This window comes from Aeromonas sp. ASNIH1 (genome assembly GCF_002934285.1).
Classification (GTDB): Bacteria; Pseudomonadota; Gammaproteobacteria; order Enterobacterales; family Aeromonadaceae; genus Aeromonas; species Aeromonas caviae.
The window spans coordinates 1,216,441-1,235,320 of the sequence record NZ_CP026228.1; the positions used below are offsets into that span (position 1 = coordinate 1,216,441).

The following is an 18,880-nucleotide window of genomic DNA, read 5'->3' on the forward strand; positions in this document are numbered from 1 at the left end:
TCATGGGTCTGTGCACCTTGGGTGCACCAAGTCGCTCCATACCCCGTCGGCCGAGGCCGCCCCGAGATGAGAACCACTGCCTATGAAGTCTTTTATCCGACAAGAGATTGCTCTGCCTGCCGGTCTGCTGACCCTGCTCTTCTTCAAAACCCTGGGGAGCGACCTGCTGGCAGAGACAACCCCCCTTGCGGTCTACCTGCCGGTGTCGCTGGCCCTGCTTGCCATCGTGACCTGGGCCATCTTCTCCGTCGTGCGTCACTCTGACGCCCTCGCCATCAAGCTCGGGGAACCCTTCGGTACCCTGATCCTGACCCTCTCGGTCATCTCCCTGGAAGTGGTGATGATCTCCTCCGTCATGCTGACCGGCGATCCCAATCCCACCATGGCCCGCGACACCATGTTCGCGGTGGTGATGCTGGTCACCAACGGTCTGGTGGGCTTCACCCTGCTGTTTGGCGGCTGGCGCTATCACACCCAGAACTTCAATCTGGACGGGGTCAAATCCTATCTGGTGGCCATCATTCCCCTGGCACTGCTCTGTCTGGTCCTGCCGAACTTCACCCAGGGCGGCACTCTGGGCAGCCTCTCCAAGGCCATGTCATGGATGCTGATCATCATCTCCATCCTGCTCTATGGTGTCTTCCTGCTGATCCAGACCCGCAGCCACAGCCACTTCTTCGTCGACAGCGATCACGAGGATCTCGAGGATCACCACGGCCCGCTGCAGAGCAACGTCTATCACACCCTCTTGCTGCTCGCCTACCTGGTGGTGGTGATCCTGCTGGCCAAGACCCTGGCCATCCCCATCAACTACGGGGTACACGTGATGGAAGCCCCGATGGCACTGGGTGGCTTCATCGTCGCTTGTATCGTGCTGGCTCCCGAAGCGGTCGGTGCCATCAAGGCGGCCTTCAACAACCAGTTGCAGCGGGCCATGAATCTCTACTTCGGCTCCGTGCTGGCCACCATCGCCCTCACGGTACCCTCCGTGCTTTTCATCGGCTCCCTGATGGGGCAGGAAGTGCGCCTGGGCCTCTCCCCTGCCGACATGGTGCTGCTCATCACCACCCTCATGGTCTGTAAAGTGACCTTCAGCAGCGGCCGCACCCACGCCCTGCACGGCGCCACCCATCTTGTGCTGTTTGTCGTTTACCTGTTCCTGATGTTTGAACACGGATAAGGCTGCCGGCACTCACCCCAGTGCTGTTCGTGGTTTATCTGTTCCGGATGTTTGAACACGGATAAGGCAGCCACCACCTGCCTGCTGCCACTCTGCGCAGCGCGCTTCCGATAGCCCCGACGCGAGGCGCGGGAGACGGAAATGAAAAGACCGCCCCATGGGCGGTCTTTTTTATGGTTGCTCAGGCTCCAATTCAGAGGCTGGGCAGGGTCCCGGCCGGGATCAGGTCGTTGTAGCTGGCACGGCCCAGCAGGGCGGCGGCCGCCTCGATGTCCGGTGCAAAGTACCTGTCCTTGTCATAGAAGCTGACCTCTTCCCGCAGACGGCCCTTGGCCAGCTCGATGAGCTCGGTGGAGCGCAGGGGAGCGCGGAAGTCGAGCCCCTGGGCCGCTGCCAGCAATTCCACCGCCAGGATACCACGGGTGTTCTCGGCCATGTCCGCCAGCCGGCGACCGGCGAAGGTGGCCATGGAGACGTGGTCCTCCTGGTTGGCCGAGGTGGGCAGGCTGTCCACCGAGGCCGGATGGGCCAGGGTCTTGTTCTCTGAGGCGAGCGCCGCCGAGGTGACCTGGGCGATCATGAAACCGGAGTTCACCCCGCCGTTGTTCACCAGGAAGGCCGGCAGGCCGGACATGCGTGAGTCGATCAGCAGCGCCATACGCCGCTCGGACAGCGACCCGATCTCGGCGATGGCCAGGGCCAGGTTGTCGGCTGCAAAGGCCACGGGTTCTGCGTGGAAGTTGCCGCCGGAGATGATCTCCTCATCCTCGGCAAACACCAGGGGGTTGTCGGAGACCGCATTCGCCTCGCACACCAGCACCTCGGCGGCCTGGCGGATCTGGGTCAGGCAGGCACCCATCACCTGGGGCTGACAGCGCAGGGAGTAAGGATCCTGCACCTTCTCGCAGTTGTGGTGGGACATGCCGATCTCGCTGCCGTCCACCAGCAGGTGGCGGTAGCAGGCGGCCGCATCGATCTGGCCGCGCTGGCCGCGCACCTCGTGGATGCGGGCATCGAACGGCCGGCGGCTGCCCAGCGCCGCTTCAACGCTCATGGCACCGATGGTGATGGCGCCGGCGTAGAGATCCTCGGCATGGAACAGCCCTTCCAGCGCGAAGGCGGTGCTCGCCTGGGTGCCGTTGAGCAGGGCCAGCCCCTCTTTCGGCGCCAGGGCAATGGGCTCCAGCCCGGCAATCTCCAGGGCAGTGGCGGCGTCGATCAACTCGCCCTTGTGACGGGCCTTGCCTTCACCGATCAGCAGGCAGCTCATGTGGGCCAGGGGCGCCAGATCGCCGGAGGCGCCGACGGAGCCCTTCTTCGGCACCACCGGATAGACTTCGGCGTTGATGAGCCGCATCAGGGCCTCCAGCACCGTCAGCCGGATGCCGGAGAAGCCGCGCGCCAGCGAGTTGAGCTTGAGCACCATCATCAGCCGCACGGTGGCATCATCCATGTACTCGCCAATCCCCGCCGCATGAGAGAGCACGATGGAGCGCTGCAGCTCGTCCAGCTGCTCCACCGGAATGCGGGTGTTGGCCAGCAGGCCAAAGCCGGTGTTGATGCCGTACACCACCCGGTTTTGCTCGATCACCTTGGTGACCACGGCGGCGGAGGCGTGGATCCCCGCCAGGGCAGCCGGATCCAGGCTGACGTGTACCGGCTCACGGCTGACACGACGCAGGGTGGCGAGGCAGAGTTTGCCCGGTTGCAGATTGAGTTCGAACATCTTATTTCACCCCTTTGCCGGTGGCGTCTATCATCGGCAGATCCAGTTTCGCATCAACGGCACAGTTGATGGCAATCTCGTAGCCGGCGTCGGCGTGACGCATCACCCCGGTGGCCGGGTCATTGCGCAGCACGCGGCCGACCCGCTTGGCGGCATCGTCGGTGCCGTCACAGACGATCACCACGCCGGAGTGCTGGGAGAAGCCCATGCCGACCCCGCCACCGTGGTGCAGGGAGACCCAGGTCGCGCCGCCGGCGGTGTTGAGCAGGGCGTTGAGCAGCGGCCAGTCGGAAACGGCGTCGGAGCCATCCATCATCGACTCGGTCTCGCGGTTCGGGCTCGCCACCGAGCCGGAGTCCAGGTGGTCACGGCCGATGACGACCGGTGCCTTCAGCTCGCCATTCTTCACCATCTCGTTGAAGGCCAGGCCCAGGCGCACCCGATCCTTGACACCGACCCAGCAGATCCGCGCCGGCAGGCCCTGGAAGGCGATGCGCTCGCGGGCCATGTCGAGCCAGTTGTGCAGGTGGGGATCGTCCGGGATCAGCTCTTTCACTTTCTGATCTGTCTTGTAGATGTCTTCCGGGTCGCCGGAGAGCGCCACCCAGCGGAACGGGCCAATGCCCTCGCAGAACAGCGGGCGGATGTAGGCCGGCACGAAGCCCGGGAAGTCGAAGGCATTCTTGACCCCCTCTTCCAGCGCCATCTGGCGGATGTTGTTGCCGTAATCGAGCGTGGCGGCGCCGCGGGATTGCAGGGTCAGCATGGCTTCGACCTGACGGGCCATGGAGCGGCGAGCCGCCACGTTGACCTCGTCCGGTGCGCTCTTTTGCAGATCGCGCCATTGGGCCACGCTCCAGCCCTGGGGCAGGTAGCCGTGTACCGGGTCATGGGCGGAGGTCTGGTCGGTCACCACGTCCGGCGTGATGCCGCGAGCCACCAGCTCGGCGAAGACGTCGGCGGCGTTGCCGAGCAGGCCGACGGAGACGGCGGTACCGCTGCGTTTGGCCTCCTCGACCATGGCCAGCGCCTCATCCAGGCTGTGGGCCTTCTTGTCGACGTAGCGGGTACGCAGACGAAAATCGATACGGGTCTCGTCGCACTCCACGGCGATCATGGAGAAACCGGCCATGGTGGCGGCCAGAGGCTGGGCGCCGCCCATGCCGCCGAGCCCGCCGGTCAGGATCCATCGCCCTTTGGGCTCGCCATTGAAGTGCTGGTTGGCCACCGCGAAGAAGGTCTCGTAGGTGCCCTGCACTATCCCCTGGGTGCCGATGTAGATCCAGGAGCCGGCGGTCATCTGGCCGTACATCATCAAACCCTTCTTGTCGAGCTCGTTGAAGTGCTCCCAGTTGGCCCAGTGGGGCACCAGGTTGGAGTTGGCGATGAGCACCCGCGGCGCATCCTTGTGGGTCTGGAACACCCCGACCGGCTTGCCGGATTGCACCAGCAGGGTCTGATCGTCCTCGAGCCGGGTCAGCACCTCGACGATCTTGTCATAGCAGGCCCAGTTGCGGGCGGCGCGGCCGATGCCGCCGTACACCACCAGGGACTGGGGATGCTCGGCAACATCCGGATCCAGGTTGTTCATCAGCATCCGCAGTGGCGCTTCGGTGAGCCAGCTCTTGGCGGTCAGCTGGGTGCCGTGGGGAGCACGGATCACGCGGCTCGGATCGTGGCGGGGATCCTGGTGTTGTACAGACATAGACACTCCTTGTTTAGCGATGCAGTCAGGCGGCGCGGTGCGCCACTACTTGGTCAACTGGTGAACCAGGCGCGCGGTCACGCGGGCACTGCGGTTGTCCTGATCCAGGTTCGGGTTGTACTCGGCCAGATCGGCGAGCCTGAGCTTGCCGCTGGCCCGGATATGGGCGATGAGCGGTTCGATGACCGCCAGCTCCACGCCGCGAGCGGCGGGAGCGCTCACTCCCGGCATCACTGCCGCCGGCAGCACGTCGAGATCGATGGTGAGATAGAGGTGGTCGCAACGGGCGATGAAGGCATCCAGCCCGCAGAGCAAGGCTGGCAGCTCGGTCGGCGTCATCGCCTCGTCCAGCACGTGCCAGACTCCCAGCGCCTCGGCGCGGGCAAAGAGCGCCGCGGTATTGGCGGTTTCGGCCACCCCGAGACAGGCATAGTGAAAGGGGGTGCCCTGGGCAGCGCACTGCTCGGCAATCTGGAAGAAGGGGGTGCCCGAGCTCGCCTGCTCCTGTTTCATGCGCAGATCGAAGTGGGCGTCGAAATTGATGATCCCGACCCGCCCTTCGCCGCCAAGATGACGATTCAGGCCGCTCCAGCTGCCGAACGCCACCTCGTGGCCGCCTCCCAGCACCAGGGGGAAGTGCCCCTGATCCAGCGCACTCGCCACCCGATCGGCCAAGCGCCCGTGGGCGGCATCGAGATCGCCGTCCTCACAGGCCAGATCCCCGCCGTCATACACGGGGGCGCCCAGATGCCAGGCCGTGTTGGCCAGCAGCTTGCGCACCGCCAGCGGTGCACCGGCCGCACCGACCCGCCCCTTGTTGCGGCGCACCCCTTCGTCACAGGCAAAGCCGAGCAGCACCACGCCGGGTTCGCGATTCCCCTGCCAGGGTTGCACCCTATCGTGCCAGCGCAGGGCCAGCTCGCCGTCTTCGGGATCCTGACGCCCCTGCCAGACCGACATGTCGATCCCGTTGAACTTATCCATGAAGGGTTTCCTCCCCATTGACCACACGGCTCACCAGCTGATCGACACCGATGAGGTAGCTGAGCTCGGCCGGATGGCCGCAGTTCCAGACAAGGAAATCCGCCAGCATGCCGACCTTGAGCTGCCCCAGCCGTTCCTGCTCGCCAAGCGCCCTGGCGGCGTGGCGGGTCACCCCGGCCATGGCCTCCACCGGGGTCAGGCCAAACAGGGTGCAGGCCATGTTCATGGCCATGCGCAGGGAGACGATGGGGGCCGTGCCTGGGTTGATGTCGGAAGAGACAGCCATGGGTACCCCCGCCTTGCGCAAGGCGGCGATCGGGGGCAGCTTGGTCTCCTTGAGGAAATAGAAAGCAGTGGGCAGCAGGGTGGCGACCACGCCACGGTGGGCCAGCGCCTGGATCCCGTCCTGATCCAGATATTCCAGATGATCCACCGAGAGGGCGCCGAAGTGGGCGGCGAGCGTGCTGCCCCCCAGGTTGGAGAGCTGATCCATGTGCCCTTTCACCGCGAGGTTGTACTGATCCGCCGCCAGATAGACCTGCTCGGTCTGGGCAAGGGAGAAGCCGATGTGCTCGCAGAAGACATCCACCGCATCCGCGAGACCTGCCTCGGCCGCCGCCGGGATGATCTCCTGGCAGATGGTCTCGACCCAGGAGTCGGGATCGTCGCGATACTCCGGCGGCACCGCATGGGCTGCCAGCAGCGTGGTCTTGACCCGGATGGGTTGCGCCTCTCCCAGACGACGGGCCACCCGCAACATCTTGAGCTCGTCTTCCAGGGTGAGGCCGTAGCCGGACTTGATTTCGACTGTGGTGACCCCTTCCCGGATCAGGGACTTGATCCGCGGCAACGCCAGCTCATAGAGTCGCTCCTCGCTGGCTGCCCGGGTGGCGCGCACCGTGCTGATGATACCGCCCCCCTTGCGGGCGATCTCCGCATAGGGGACTCCCTTCTGGCGCAGCTCGAACTCTTCGGCGCGGCTGCCGGCGAAGATGAGGTGGGTGTGGCAATCGATGAGACCGGGGGTGACCAGCTTCCCCTTCATGTCCTGCCAGGAGGCGGCATAGGGGCCCTTGAGATCCTGCATGGGGACCAGAGCGTGGATCTTGCCATCCCGCACGCCAAGGGCATGGGGCTCCAGCAGGCCGTAGTCCGCCAGATCGGGGCGCAGGGTGGCGGGTGTCACGTTGAGCCAGACCCGCTCGCAGTTCAACAGTTCCTTGTTCATACCGACCTCTAAATGTATATACAATAATTTATAGCCGATCTCTGAAAAGAAAGGAAGGATCAAGTTCACATCTTGATAACAGCGGCTTTATTAGAGTGTAAGCACAAAAAAGCCCACCGAGAGGTGGGCTTTTAAATGTTTAATTTGTATATACAATTATGCGAGACGCGTCTTGGAGCTCAGCTTGTAGCGGGAACCCGGCGACAACAATCTGGCATAGGAGACCAGACAGCCGTCTGACCAGGTGCGCCGGTGCAGCAGCAGGCAGGGGGTGTCGACCCTCACTTGCAGCAGTCCGGCTTCACCAGCACTCGGCAACACGGCTTCTACCACGTGCTCCATCTCGGAGAGGGGGCAGATCTCCATCAGATAGCTGTTTGGCGTCTGCTGGGTGAAATCCTGCTCGCCATAACCGGGCAGTCGCTCGGCATCGACGAAGCGCTCCTCCAGTTGCAGCGGCTCCCCATCGGCCTGATGGACGATGAGGCTGTGAAAGGTGGGCGCCCCGACCCGCAGGCCCAGACGTACCGCTACTTTCTCGTCGGCGGCCTGACGTTGCAGCCGGATCACCCGCGCGCTGTACTCGCTGCCCCGCTCGGCGATCTCGTCTGCAATATTGCGAATCGCCAGGAGCGGCGACTCGGTACGCCTGTCGGCCACGAAACTGCCGGATCCGGCGGTGCGCACCAGCCAGCCTTCGGCCACCAGCTCACGCAGCGCCTTGTTCACCGTCATGCGGCTCACGGCAAACTGCTCGCACAGGGCGGCCTCGGTCGGGATCCGGTCGCCCGCCTGATAGTGGCGTTCGCGGATCCCGTCCAGGATGTGCTGCTTTATCTGAAGGTAGAGCGCAGGAGCCACCGGATGGTCCTCAGCGGCGACGGTGGGGTGGACGCATGTCCGGCCAGGCGCGATAGACGTCCGGGATCTGGTCAGGGCCGCTGATGCAGAGATCGAGATCATGCAGCAGGCCATCCTTGATGCCGTAGATCCAGCCGTGCACCGCCAGCTCCTGCCCCTTGCGCCAGGCATTCTGGATGATGGTGGTGTGGCAGACGTTGGCGACCTGCTCGGCCACGTTCAGCTCGCACAGGTAGTCGAAGCGCTCGTGCTCATCCTCGATGGCTTCGAGCTGTTCGCCGTATTTGAAGTAGACGTCCTTGATGTTGCGCAGCCAGTTGTCGATGAGACCCAGCTCCTGGTTCTGCATCGCAGCCTTGACGCCACCGCAGCCATAGTGGCCGCAGACGATGATGTGCTTCACCTTGAGCACCTCCACCGCGTATTGCAGCACCGAGAGGCAGTTGAAATCGGTGTGCACCACCAGGTTGGCGACGTTGCGGTGGACAAAGACGTCCCCCGGCAAGAGCCCCATCAGCTGGTTGGCTGGAACCCGGCTGTCGGAACAGCCGATCCAGAGGTACTCGGGTGCCTGCTGGGCGGACAGGGTAGCGAAGAAATTGGGATCCTCGGCCTTGATCCGTTCCGCCCACTCGCGGTTGTTGGTAAACAAGTCGTTCAACAGTTTCACTTCTGCTCTCCCTACTGTGGCAGTGGCGGCAACATACCATACACAAGGGTAACCAAGGCAAGGCCGACCAGATCCCCGCAAAACAAAAACAGGGCCATCAGGCCCTGCTTCTTACCGGAGGAGGCCGTCAGGCATCCATGGCATCTTTCAGCTTCTTCAGCGCGTTTTTCTCAAGCTGGCGCACCCGCTCGGCCGAGACGCCGTAAGTATCGGCCAGCTCCTGCAGGGTGGTCTTGCTCTCGTCATCGAGCCAGCGGGCACGGATGATGTGCTGGCTGCGCTCGTCCAGGGTCGCCATGGCCGCACTCAGGCGACGGGTGGCATGGCTGTCCCAGTTGTCGTTCTCGATGTTCGCGGCGAGATCGGAAGACTTGTCTTCCAGATAGTGCACCGGCGCGAAGCCACCCTCGTCTTCATCGTCACCGACCAGGTCGAAGGCCTGATCGTAATTGCTCATGCGCGCTTCCATCTCGGTGACGTCGGCAGCGGATACCCCGAGGTCGGCAGCCACGGCCTGCACCTCTTCGTGGTTCAGCCAGCCCAGACGCTTCTTGGACTTGCGCAGGTTGAAGAACAGCTTGCGCTGGGCCTTGGTGGTCGCCACCTTGACCATGCGCCAGTTGCGCAACACATATTCGTGGATTTCGGCCTTGATCCAGTGTACGGCGAAGGAGACCAGACGCACGCCCACGCTCGGGTCGAAGCGTTTGACGGCTTTCATCAGGCCGATGTTGCCTTCCTGCACCAGATCGGCCTGAGGCAGGCCATAGCCGGAGTAGCTCTTGGCCACGTGAACGACAAAACGCAGGTGCGACATAACGAGCTGGCGTGCAGCTTCGAGATCACCATCCTGCTGCAGACGCATCGCCAGTTCGCGCTCTTCCTCTGCGCTCAGCACAGGGATCGAGTTGACGGCCTGGATATAGCCTTCCAGACTACCTTGCGGAATCAGAGCCATAGTGCGTTGCAATGAAGTTCCCATGTTCTACCTCTTACTTTTCAATCGAATCAGTCTAACACCCTGAGAAGACGTGTCTACCGACCAGGTATCATTCTGCGTGCTGCATCATACATCACCCCAGCATGAACCCGGCCTATCTTAGGCTGACGGCATGAATCATAAATGAACAGTCAAAAAAAAGGGGTCACAGTAAAGGACCCCTGAAAAGTAGCATGCTAAGTCCATTGTTGCGGAGCTCGCAACCTTCACATGCTTGCCAAGTCAGACGAGCAAGGCATAGGGGCCATACCCGTATTCATTCTGCTGCAGTCAATAGACCATTGATAAATCAAAAGGTTCAGAGGATCCACATATGATCCTCGGCGCAGACACCATTCAGATTACTCTGAGAAAGTGGCCCGTGCCAGAAACGGGCCACTCTTTTACTTGATCCAGTTCGCAAAATCCAGCGCTTTAAAATGCTGACAAATTAATCAGGACGGTTCTATGTCGCGAATGTGCCTGTGCACCGAGAACCAGGAGGCGATCAACCCCAGCAGGGCGCCCAGCAGTATGAGATTGAAGCCGTCGAACGCCCCCATCCCCACCAGACGGAAGTTGCTGTTGTAGAGCCCCGCCAGCTCCTTCACCACCCCCTCGCTCCAGATCACCATCACCTCGGTCAGCCACCAGGCCAGCATGCCGCCAATGACCCCGAACCAGATGCCCGTATAGAGGAAGGGACGGTGGATGAAGGCATCGGTCGCTCCCACCAGCTTGAGCACTTCAATCTCGGAACGCTGGTTCAGGATATTCAGGCGCAGGGTGTTGCCCACGATCAGCAACACGGCGGAGAGCAGCAACACCGCGATACCTGTAATGGTGTGGCGCAGCAGGTTCATGATCCCCTGCAACCGGGTCAACCACTGCAGATCCAGCTTGCCCTGCTCGATACCGGGCTCGTTCTCCAGCTTGGCGAGCAGCTCGGCGGCCCCTTCCGGATTCTGCCAGCGCGGATCCGGGATCACGCTCAGCACCGGCGGCAGCGGGTTGCTGTCCAGATAATCCAGGGCATCACCGAAACCGGAGATCTCCCGAAATTCCCTGAGCGCCTCGTCACGGTTCATATAAGTGACAGACTCCACTTCCGGATAGAGCAGGATCCGCTGCTTCATATCGAGGATGCTCTGCTCCGGCAGATCCTTGCGCAGATAGAGGGAGATCTGGGAGCTGGTCTGCCAGCTCCCCTCTACCACTTCGGCATTCTTCAGCAATACGTGGAAACAGGAAGGCAGCGCCAGACTCACGCCAAGCACTGCCAGGGTCATCAGGGAGGCGAGCGGGTTGCGCCACAGCTCACCCAGGCTGGCAAAGGCCTGACGCACATGATCCACCCCATACATCATCAAACGACGTAACGGCGGCTGTTTATGACGAACAATAGCCATCAGCGATCCTCCCCGGACGAATACATGCGACCCGCCTTGAGGGTCAGGGTGCGGTAGCGCATCCGGGCGATCAGCCCCAGATCGTGAGTGGCAATCAGCACGGAGACGCCGAAGCGGTTGAACTCCTCGAACAGGCGCATGATGTCCATGGAAAGCTGGGGATCCAGGTTGCCGGTCGGCTCGTCCGCCAGCAGCAGGGGCGGCTTGTTGACGATGGCGCGGGCGATGCCGACCCGTTGCTGCTCACCACCGGAGAGCATGCGCGGCTGGTAGCGCTCCTTGCCGAGCAGCCCGACCTTGTCCAGCGCCGCCGCCACCCGCTTGTTGATGTCCCCATGGCTGTAGCCATCGATCACCAGGGGCAGTGCGACGTTGTCGAACACGGTACGATCCATCAACAGGCGGTGATCCTGGAAGATCATGCCGATCTGGCGGCGCACGTAGGGGATCTGACTGCGCTGGATGTGGCTGACGTCATCGCCGTGGAAGAAGACGCGGCCGTCGGTCGGCCGTTCCATCACGCTGATGAGCTTGAGGAGGGTACTCTTGCCCGCCCCCGAATGGCCGGTCAGGAAGGCCATCTCCCCCTTGCGCAGGTGAAAACTGACCTTTTGCAGCGCTTGATGACCGCCACTGTAGACCTTGCTGACCTTGTCAAAACGAATCATAACGGTTCCCTGAGATTGACAAACCCCGACCGGGATAAAGCATGGGGCGCTCACTCCCCCGTACCGGCACAACACCTGGATGACAACACCGGTCACAAGCATGCCACATGTCATCCTTGTCCGGATGAGCCATGCCTGCGCCCTCATAGTGACATACCCCGACCGGAGTCGGGGTATGGAACACATGCTTGTCACGGCCGGGGCGGCTCATGTCAGCCGGATTTATTCTTCGCGGCTGAAGAGCGCCTCGATAAAGTCGTTGGCGACGAACGGGCGCAGATCGTCGATCCCCTCGCCCACCCCGATGTAACGGATCGGGATCTGGAACTTGTCGGCCACCGCGAAGATGACGCCACCCTTGGCGGTACCGTCCAGCTTGGTGAGGGTGATGCCGGTCAGGCCCACCGCCTCGCTGAACAGCTTGGCCTGGCTCAATGCGTTCTGGCCGGTGCCTGCGTCCAGAGTCAGCATGATCTCGTGGGGTGCCGCATCGTCCAGCTTCTTCATCACCCGCACCACCTTCTTGAGCTCCTCCATCAGGTTGCTCTTGTTCTGCAGGCGGCCGGCGGTATCAGCGATCAGCACGTCAGCCCCGCGGGAGCGGGCTGCCTCGATGGCGTCATAGATGACGGAGGCGGAGTCGGCACCAGTGTGCTGGGCAATCACCGGAATGTTGTTGCGCTGACCCCACACCTGCAGCTGCTCGACCGCCGCAGCACGGAAGGTATCGCCAGCGGCCAGCATCACGCTCTTGCCCTCGGCCTGGAACTGTTTGGCCAGTTTGCCGATGGTGGTGGTTTTGCCGACGCCGTTCACGCCGACCATCAGGATGACGTAAGGCTTCTTGCTGGTGTCGATCACCAGGGGCTGCTCGACCTTGGCCAGCATCTCGCCCATGTCCTGTTTGAGCAGACCGTAGAGCGCCTCGGCGTCCTTGAGCTGCTTGCGGTCCGCGTGCTGTACCAGCCCCTCGATGATGCGGGTGGTGGTGTCGACGCCAAGATCGGCGGTCAGCAGCTGGGTCTCCAGCTCTTCGAACAGATCGTCATCGATCTTCTTGCCGCTGAACAGGCCGAAGAAACCGGAACCGATATTCTCCCTGGTACGCACCAGGCTGCGCTTGAGGCGGGCAAAGAAGCCCTCCCGCTGCGGCTTCTCCTGAGTGTCGTCGTCCACCTTGGCGGCAAGTGGCAGAGCGGCCAGAGCGGCGGCCTCAGCCTCCATCGCGGCGACCAGACGCAAATCTTCCGCTCGCTGGGCCTCTTTGGCGACACGAGCTTCCTCGGCAGCCTGAGCTTCGGCGGCAATACGAGCCTCTTCCGCAGCGCGAGCTTCGGCGGCAATACGAGCTTCTTCTGCTGCACGGGCTTCGGCGGCAAGACGAGCCTCTTCTGCGGCGCGGGCTTCGGCGGCAACACGGACCTCTTCTGCGGCGCGAGTCTCGGCGGCGATGCGAGCCTCTTCTACAGCGCGAGCCTCGGCGGCAACACGAGCCTCTTCCGCGGCACGGGCTTCGGCGGCAACACGGACCTCTTCTGCGGCTCGGGCTTCGGCGGCAATACGGGCTTCTTCTGCGGCGCGATCCTCGGCGGCAACACGGGCTTCTTCTGCGGCGCGGGCTTCGGCGGCGATGCGATCCTCTTCCGCAGCGCGGGCCTCGGCGGCAATACGGGCTTCTTCTGCGGCACGAGCCTCGGCGGCAATACGGGCTTCTTCTGTGGCGCGAGCTTCGGCGGCAATACGGGCTTCTTCTGCGACCTGAGCTTCGGTTGAGATCAAGGCCTCATTGACGATGACGGGCTCAAGCTCGCCCTCCGGCTCTTCCACAACCAGGGGGCCTTCGTCAGGGCCGCTCAGCGGCGCTTCGGGCTTGGCGGTAGGGGCATCAGCCGGGGCAACATCGGCGACAGGCGCGGGAACAGCGGCGGCCTCCGACTCGACGACCGCCGGGGTAGCGTCGGGCGCCTGCGATGGAACGGCCTCAGCCTCTTCTTTCTTGCGGCCGAAACCCAGCCAGGAAAACAAACCTTTTGCCATCTAAAAATACTCACATCAAAGGCTGACTGCTAAGATAGCCGTCCCTCGGCGGGTCGGCATAAAAATGAACCGCCTTATACTATCACTTTATTTTCTGACGACGAAACGCGATGCCCAGAGTGAAATCCAGCCGTAACAGCCCGAGCAAGAGCCCGGCCCCCCAGGGGCGAGCGGGCGTGGTACGAATCATCAGCGGCCAATGGAAGGGGCGCAAACTCCCCGTCAGGGATGTGGAAGGGCTCAGGCCCACCACGGATCGCGTCAAGGAGACCATCTTCAACTGGCTGGCTCCCCACGTGCGCGGTACCCGCTGCCTGGATCTGTTCGCCGGCAGCGGCGGGCTGGGGCTGGAAGCCTTGTCCCGCTATGCCGAACAGGTCACCCTGATCGAGATGGACAGAGGCGCCGCCGACCAGCTCAAGAAGAACCTGACGACCCTGGGCAGCAGCCAGGGGCAGGTGATCCAGGCCGATGCCGTGAGCTGGCTGCAAGGCCCGGCCACCCCCTTCGATCTGGTCTTTCTGGACCCACCGTTTCGTCGCGAGCTGCTGCCCCAGGTGTGCGAGCTGCTGGAGCAACGCGGCTGGCTGGCATCCGATGCCCTCATCTATCTGGAGCGGGAAAAAGAGATGGCCGATCTGACGCTGCCCGCCAGCTGGACACTACTCAAGGACAAGCAGGCTGGTCAGGTCTGCTATCAGCTCTATCTGCGGGACACCAAGCATGACGCTGCTGTTTAAAGGGGAGATGGGCACAGTCCCCTTCTCCGTCAATTTGGACAACGGCTCAAGGACAAGCAGGTCGATCACATCAGGCCTGCTATCAACTCTATGTACGGGAGGTAAACGATGAAGCGGGTGTTTAATCTGTTGGCGATGGGGGTGCTGCTGTTCTTCTGGTTCGGTGTGGCACTCGCCCTGCTGGGCACCCTGCCGGGCAAACTGAACGGCTTTCTGCCGGTGTGCGGCGTCATCGTGATATTGATGCACTGGGTACAGGCCAGCATGATCAAGGCGGCCTGCAAACCCTACTTCGCGGTCACTCGTCTCGAATTCACCCAGGTGCTGATCTTCGGGGTGTTCGGCATGATGGATATCCGCACCAAGCTGCAGGCCATCATAGACGCCAGGAAGAAGGGAGAGACTCCCCCCAGGGCCGACTAGGCCACCCCCGGCCCGACCAGAAGGAGTGATTCGTCACTCCTTTTGCGTTTTTCCGAGGCTGATTCCCAGCTTGATGGAGAGAGCGGCGAGCAGCAGCAGCATGGCAATGAGGGAGAAGAAGTTGCTGCCAAGCTCGGGGTACTGCACCTTGACCAGGGCAGAATGGCCGAACACGCCGATAAAGAAGCAGAGCAGAATGCAGCTGGGTGTGTTGCCCACCATGGGCTCATGGCGATAGTGCTGATAGAGCTGGCTGGCCGCCAGCAACAGGGCGATGAGGGGGTAGAAGGAGAAGGGGACGACCGACTCCGTCAAGGCCGACAGGAAGGCATCGCCACAGATACCGATCAGCAGGGCCAGCACCAGGGGCTTCTTCGGAATCGCGTTCGGTTCATGCATGAGGCTGTCCATCCTTGCGTTATGTGAGAGATTCGTGGCGCTTGCGGTTCTGCACCTCGGCGCCCATGGCGATCATCCGCAACTGGCTGATGGTGCGCTCCGACAGTGCCTTGCACTCTTCCGGAGTCATGTCGAGGGCGTCTGCACCGGCGCTGAAGACGATGGTCACCATGGCCTCGGCCTGGATATAGGCCTCTTCCCGTGGCGCCTGCGTGGTGGCTTCCAGATAATCGGTCAGCTCGGCGATGAAGTGCTGGATCTCCCGGGCCACCGCCTGACGGAATGCAGCCGAGGTGCCGGAGCGCTCGCGCAGCAGCAGCCGGAAGATGTTCGGGTTGTTTTCGACGAATTCCATGAAGGTCTGCACCGAGGTGCTGATGACGCTGCCACCACCGGCAATGCGCTGGCGCGCCTGGCGCATCAGTTGGCGCAGGGTCAGCCCTCCCTCGTCCACCAGCGTCAGCCCCAGCTCTTCCATGTCCCGAAAGTGGCGATAGAAGGAGGTCGGCGCTATGCCCGCCTCTCTGGCCACTTCCCGCAGGCTGAGGTTGGAGAAACTGCGGTTGGCGCAGAGTTGACTGAACGCCGCCTCGATCAGCGTACGCCGGGTTTTTTCTTTTTGTTGCGCGCGAATACCCACGAAAACAGTCACCTTGAGATTAGCGAGGCCAGATGATAACCCGAAGGCGGGGCCGGGATCAGGTTTGTCTCCGACTTTTTTACCATTGACCCGCATTCCGGCTCAATGGAGAATAGTGAACAGCTGTTCGCTGAAAGGAGCCGAGTGAAATGGACCGCCCCCCGATCATCATGACCAACACCCTGCTGTTCGCCCTCTCCGGGCTCACGGCACTGATAGCGGTCCCCTGGTATGGACTGAGCCAGGGCTACGACCTCTGGCAGTGGCTCTGCTTCCTGCTGCTGTTCTGCTATTGCGGCATCTCCATCACCGCCGGCTACCACAGGCTCTGGTCCCACAAGTCCTACAAGGCGCACCCGGCCCTGCAATGGATCTTCGCCATCGGAGGCGCGCTCGCCCTGCAAAACTCGGCGCTGCACTGGTCCTCGGATCATCGCCGCCACCACCGCCACGTGGATGACAACCAGAAGGATCCCTACAGTGCGGGTCGCGGCTTCTGGTACTCCCACATCGGCTGGATGCTGCGGGAATACCAGCGCGATACCTACCACGACTACAGCAATGTGCGCGACCTGCAAAACAACCCCGTGGTCGCCTTCCAGCACAGGCACTATCTCGCCCTGGCTCTGGTCACCAACATCGGCATTCCGCTGCTGCTCGGCCTCCTGCACGGGGATTTGCTCGGCATGATGCTGTTGGCCGGGGTGCTGCGCATGGTGATGACCCATCACACCACCTTCTTCATCAACTCCCTGGCCCACATCTGGGGCAGCCAGCCGTTCACGGATCGCAACAGCGCCCGGGACAACGGCATCCTGGCCTTCTTCACCTTTGGCGAGGGCTATCACAACTTCCATCACCTGTTCGAGAACGACTACCGCAACGGCATTCAGTGGTGGCAGTTCGATCCCACCAAGTGGCTGATCCGCACCGCCGCCTGGTGCGGGCTCGCCAAAGACCTGAGATCCTGCCCGGAGGAACGCATCGAGCAGGCCAGGCTGGAGATGCAACTCAAGCGCGCCCAGGCCAGAGTGCACAAGCAGGATGACAGGGAACGCTGGCAGGCACTGCTGCAGGAGGAGTACGACAAGCTGAGCCTGCAGATCCAGCACTACTATGCCAGCCGCAAGTCACTGCTGGAGCAGCGCAAGCGCACAGCCCTCGCACGCTACGACAGGCTCAGGCTGCAACTGGAGTACCGCACGTTGCGAGACGGTTTCCTCGTTGCCAAACGCAACTGGAGTCGTCTGCTGGCGGGCCTCGCCTGATCGCCGAGACATCACGCAAAAGACCGCCAGCAGGCGGTCTTTTTGATTGGACAAGCAGACGGCGGGCATAAAAAAATGGGGCAACATTCGCATGTCACCCCCTCGCAAATAGCATGTTCCATATTGGGCTCCCGCAACCACGGGGGTCTGTCTGGCATCACGGGTTTCCGCTCCCGATCCGCCTCGCCTGCCGGAGCAATCCGGTTGGCCCATTTCCCCTGTTGCCGTCACCCACACGGCAGACCAGCCGCCGTGTTTGTCCTTGCACTCGAGATACTACGCAGTTAAATAAAATAAAAAACCGTTCTACACGCACCTCTATGCAGTCGAGGCCCCTGGATTGTTACTGCGCTATCAATATAAATCGATTAAAAACAATACGATGCAATCCAGTCCCGTTTTTGGATGGCAAACGTTATCCTCGAAGGCGCACAAGGCTTTGCGAGATCTCGCACAAGGCGGATCCCACTCACAACCAACGATGCAAAGGTAACCAATCGCTCAATTGCGCCAGCAGGCGCCGCCATGCAGAGGGGGACGCCGCCACCGGGTGCACGGCCTGCTGCAACCAGCCATCGATGAGTTGCTGCAACTCGTCGCACAACCTCGGGCTATGGAGGTGCAGCATCAACTCGGTGTTGAGCATCAGGGAGCGGGGATCCAGGTTGAAACTGCCGAGCAGCGCCTCCTCCTTCCCCATCAGGATCAGCTTGGCATGCAGACTGAACGCCTCCGTCGTCAGCTCGAACAGGGTGACCCCCTGACGCTCGAGCCAGGGGCGGTGACGTCGATAGGCGCCATAGACCAGGGGCACGTCCGTGCTGGCTAGGGAGTTGGTCAGGATCTCGATGTCGACCCCCTGCCGTCGCTGCCCCTTGAGCCGGCGACGCAGCCCCCGTGTCAGGATCAGGTAAGGGCTTACCAACCTCAGGGCCCCCTGATTGCTCGCCAGCATGCGTCCCAGCAGGGGCGCCGTGGTCGGCCGGGCGACCAGCCCCTTGCCGGGGCGATCGAACCAGCACTGCCCTCGCCCGGGATGCCAGCAAAGGGGAACGGGGCACTCATCAAACAGAGTGGCCGGCAGATCATAGGCGGCCGCCATGGCGGGGTCGGTCAGGGTCAGCAGGAAATCGTTCAGGGCCCGGGTTTCGGCTGGCAGCAAGGGGCGTCTCAACAGGCGACGGACCGGGTGGCTCCAGCGACTGTGCCAGAACAGCGCGAACCCCTGCTCGGCCTGCTGACAGAGGGGGCCGCGGCAGACCAGATCCAGGTCGATGAAGTGAGGCGGCATCCCCAGCCCGAAGTAACGATCACCAATATTGCGCCCGCCGATCACCGCCTGGCTGCCATCCACCAGCAGCAGCTTGTTGTGCATCCGGTGATTGATGCGGCGAAAGCTCAGCACCCCTTCCAGCAGCAAGGTAAGGGGACGCCAGCCCCGCAACCAGAAGGGGTTGAACAGGCGTACCTCGATGCCCGGTTCCGCCGCCACCGCCTCCAGAAAGCGGTTCTCCCCGCCGTAGAGATCGTCGATGAGCAGTTGCACCACCACTCCGCGCCGGGCCGCCCGCACCAGCTCCGCCAGCAGCAGCTTGCCGCTGCCGTCCTCTTCCCAGCTGTAATACTGGGCGAGGATCCGGTGGCGAGCCTGGCGGATCAACTGGCATCGGGCTTTCAGGGCGGCGCCGGGATCGGCGAGCAAGGCAAACTCGGCGGGGATCAAGGGTCATCTCCCTGTCATCTGGTGGTGGCATAACCCAGACAACCGCCCCGATAGCCCAGTGTCAAGGAGCCGATGATGGAACTGCGCGACCACCCCTCCCTCAGTCAGAGACCTCATGCCAGCCAACCGGATCCCACCCCGGCCAGGCTGTTGATGCCCTGGTACCAGCAGCACCGGGATCTGGGCTGGGAACCCCTTGCGCAGCATCACGAGGATCCCCTCCCCGGCCAGCATTGACAG

At 62.5% G+C, this 18,880-nt stretch carries 18 protein-coding genes; 5 read left to right on the forward strand and 13 right to left on the reverse strand.

Annotation, left to right across the window (positions count from 1 at the left end; translation table 11 throughout):
- Positions 1-82 precede the first annotated feature (82 nt).
- The gene (locus C2U37_RS05885) at positions 83-1,180 is read left to right on the forward strand and encodes a calcium:proton antiporter (RefSeq protein WP_010672612.1); all 1,098 of its coding nucleotides are present in this window, start codon (positions 83-85) and stop codon (positions 1,178-1,180) included.
- A 193-nt stretch (positions 1,181-1,373) separates the two neighbouring features.
- On the opposite strand, the gene hutH is transcribed toward C2U37_RS05885, so the two are convergent.
- From hutH to ftsY, 10 genes are all read right to left on the reverse strand, one after another.
- Positions 1,374-2,906 (reverse strand): histidine ammonia-lyase, encoded by a 1,533-nt coding sequence (gene hutH / locus C2U37_RS05890; protein WP_104452014.1) that lies wholly within the window; start codon positions 2,904-2,906, stop codon positions 1,374-1,376.
- Position 2,907: 1 nt separating this feature from the next.
- Complete coding sequence (gene hutU, locus C2U37_RS05895) at positions 2,908-4,611, reverse strand: urocanate hydratase (protein WP_049637316.1); 1,704 nt, start codon at positions 4,609-4,611, stop codon at positions 2,908-2,910.
- 45 nt (positions 4,612-4,656) lie between these two features.
- Positions 4,657-5,595 carry a formimidoylglutamase gene (hutG, locus tag C2U37_RS05900; RefSeq protein WP_104452015.1) on the reverse strand — a complete coding sequence of 313 codons (939 nt, stop codon included), beginning with the start codon at positions 5,593-5,595 and terminating at the stop codon, positions 4,657-4,659.
- Positions 5,588-6,823, reverse strand: a complete 1,236-nt coding sequence (hutI, locus tag C2U37_RS05905; RefSeq protein WP_164882615.1) for an imidazolonepropionase — start codon at positions 6,821-6,823, stop codon at positions 5,588-5,590. The genes hutG and hutI overlap by 8 nt, the downstream gene beginning before the upstream one ends.
- 156 nt (positions 6,824-6,979) lie before the next feature.
- On the reverse strand, positions 6,980-7,684 hold the full coding sequence (hutC, locus tag C2U37_RS05910; protein ID WP_041212197.1) for a histidine utilization repressor: 705 nt from the start codon (positions 7,682-7,684) through the stop codon (positions 6,980-6,982).
- A gap of 10 nt (positions 7,685-7,694) precedes the next feature.
- Positions 7,695-8,354: a carbonate dehydratase gene (can, locus tag C2U37_RS05915; protein ID WP_010672606.1), complete on the reverse strand. Its 660-nt coding sequence runs from the start codon at positions 8,352-8,354 to the stop codon at positions 7,695-7,697.
- A 127-nt stretch (positions 8,355-8,481) separates the two neighbouring features.
- Entirely contained in the window at positions 8,482-9,336 is an 855-nt protein-coding gene (gene rpoH, locus C2U37_RS05920; protein WP_029313526.1) for an RNA polymerase sigma factor RpoH, read from the reverse strand.
- Positions 9,337-9,788: 452 nt separating this feature from the next.
- A complete protein-coding gene (gene ftsX, locus C2U37_RS05925) occupies positions 9,789-10,742 on the reverse strand; it encodes a permease-like cell division protein FtsX (protein ID WP_029313524.1) in 954 nt (317 codons plus the stop codon).
- On the reverse strand, positions 10,742-11,410 hold the full coding sequence (gene ftsE, locus C2U37_RS05930) for a cell division ATP-binding protein FtsE (RefSeq protein WP_010672603.1): 669 nt from the start codon (positions 11,408-11,410) through the stop codon (positions 10,742-10,744). The genes ftsX and ftsE overlap by 1 nt, the downstream gene beginning before the upstream one ends.
- Before the next feature lie 222 nt (positions 11,411-11,632).
- On the reverse strand, positions 11,633-13,447 hold the full coding sequence (gene ftsY / locus C2U37_RS05935) for a signal recognition particle-docking protein FtsY (RefSeq protein ID WP_104452016.1): 1,815 nt from the start codon (positions 13,445-13,447) through the stop codon (positions 11,633-11,635).
- Positions 13,448-13,557: 110 nt separating this feature from the next.
- On the opposite strand from ftsY, the gene rsmD reads away from it, so the two are divergent.
- Entirely contained in the window at positions 13,558-14,187 is a 630-nt protein-coding gene (gene rsmD, locus C2U37_RS05940; RefSeq protein ID WP_104452017.1) for a 16S rRNA (guanine(966)-N(2))-methyltransferase RsmD, read from the forward strand.
- 108 nt (positions 14,188-14,295) lie between these two features.
- Positions 14,296-14,610: a DUF1145 domain-containing protein gene (locus C2U37_RS05945; protein WP_010672600.1), complete on the forward strand. Its 315-nt coding sequence runs from the start codon at positions 14,296-14,298 to the stop codon at positions 14,608-14,610.
- Between the two features lie 33 nt (positions 14,611-14,643).
- Here C2U37_RS05945 and C2U37_RS05950 read toward each other — a convergent pair whose 3' ends face one another.
- Positions 14,644-15,009, reverse strand: a complete 366-nt coding sequence (locus C2U37_RS05950; RefSeq protein WP_010672599.1) for a YijD family membrane protein — start codon at positions 15,007-15,009, stop codon at positions 14,644-14,646.
- 19 nt (positions 15,010-15,028) lie between these two features.
- A complete protein-coding gene (fabR, locus tag C2U37_RS05955; RefSeq protein WP_010672598.1) occupies positions 15,029-15,649 on the reverse strand; it encodes an HTH-type transcriptional repressor FabR in 621 nt (206 codons plus the stop codon).
- A gap of 149 nt (positions 15,650-15,798) precedes the next feature.
- Here fabR and C2U37_RS05960 point away from each other — a divergent pair, with 149 nt between their 5' ends.
- Positions 15,799-16,917, forward strand: coding sequence for a fatty acid desaturase (locus C2U37_RS05960; protein WP_043154420.1), 1,119 nt, complete (start codon positions 15,799-15,801; stop codon positions 16,915-16,917).
- Positions 16,918-17,386: 469 nt separating this feature from the next.
- On the opposite strand, the gene C2U37_RS05965 is transcribed toward C2U37_RS05960, so the two are convergent.
- Positions 17,387-18,640, reverse strand: coding sequence for a phospholipase D-like domain-containing protein (locus C2U37_RS05965; RefSeq protein WP_104452018.1), 1,254 nt, complete (start codon positions 18,638-18,640; stop codon positions 17,387-17,389).
- Between the two features lie 72 nt (positions 18,641-18,712).
- On the opposite strand from C2U37_RS05965, the gene C2U37_RS24555 reads away from it, so the two are divergent.
- Complete coding sequence (locus C2U37_RS24555) at positions 18,713-18,877, forward strand: hypothetical protein (protein ID WP_158656233.1); 165 nt, start codon at positions 18,713-18,715, stop codon at positions 18,875-18,877.
- Positions 18,878-18,880: the final 3 nt, after the last annotated feature.

What these genes read in the sequence shown, in the direction of transcription:
- C2U37_RS05885 (WP_010672612.1), top strand. Translation starts at nt 83, where the DNA reads ATGAAGTCTTTTATCCGACAAGAGATTGCTCTGCCTGCCGGTCTGCTG.
- hutH (WP_104452014.1), bottom strand. Translation starts at nt 2,906, where the DNA reads ATGTTCGAACTCAATCTGCAACCGGGCAAACTCTGCCTCGCCACCCTG.
- hutU (WP_049637316.1), bottom strand. Translation starts at nt 4,611, where the DNA reads ATGTCTGTACAACACCAGGATCCCCGCCACGATCCGAGCCGCGTGATC.
- hutG (WP_104452015.1), bottom strand. Translation starts at nt 5,595, where the DNA reads ATGGATAAGTTCAACGGGATCGACATGTCGGTCTGGCAGGGGCGTCAG.
- hutI (WP_164882615.1), bottom strand. Translation starts at nt 6,823, where the DNA reads ATGAACAAGGAACTGTTGAACTGCGAGCGGGTCTGGCTCAACGTGACA.
- rpoH (WP_029313526.1), bottom strand. Translation starts at nt 9,336, where the DNA reads ATGGGAACTTCATTGCAACGCACTATGGCTCTGATTCCGCAAGGTAGT.
- ftsX (WP_029313524.1), bottom strand. Translation starts at nt 10,742, where the DNA reads ATGGCTATTGTTCGTCATAAACAGCCGCCGTTACGTCGTTTGATGATG.
- ftsE (WP_010672603.1), bottom strand. Translation starts at nt 11,410, where the DNA reads ATGATTCGTTTTGACAAGGTCAGCAAGGTCTACAGTGGCGGTCATCAA.
- ftsY (WP_104452016.1), bottom strand. Translation starts at nt 13,447, where the DNA reads ATGGCAAAAGGTTTGTTTTCCTGGCTGGGTTTCGGCCGCAAGAAAGAA.
- rsmD (WP_104452017.1), top strand. Translation starts at nt 13,558, where the DNA reads ATGCCCAGAGTGAAATCCAGCCGTAACAGCCCGAGCAAGAGCCCGGCC.
- C2U37_RS05945 (WP_010672600.1), top strand. Translation starts at nt 14,296, where the DNA reads ATGAAGCGGGTGTTTAATCTGTTGGCGATGGGGGTGCTGCTGTTCTTC.
- C2U37_RS05950 (WP_010672599.1), bottom strand. Translation starts at nt 15,009, where the DNA reads ATGCATGAACCGAACGCGATTCCGAAGAAGCCCCTGGTGCTGGCCCTG.
- C2U37_RS05960 (WP_043154420.1), top strand. Translation starts at nt 15,799, where the DNA reads ATGGACCGCCCCCCGATCATCATGACCAACACCCTGCTGTTCGCCCTC.
- C2U37_RS24555 (WP_158656233.1), top strand. Translation starts at nt 18,713, where the DNA reads ATGATGGAACTGCGCGACCACCCCTCCCTCAGTCAGAGACCTCATGCC.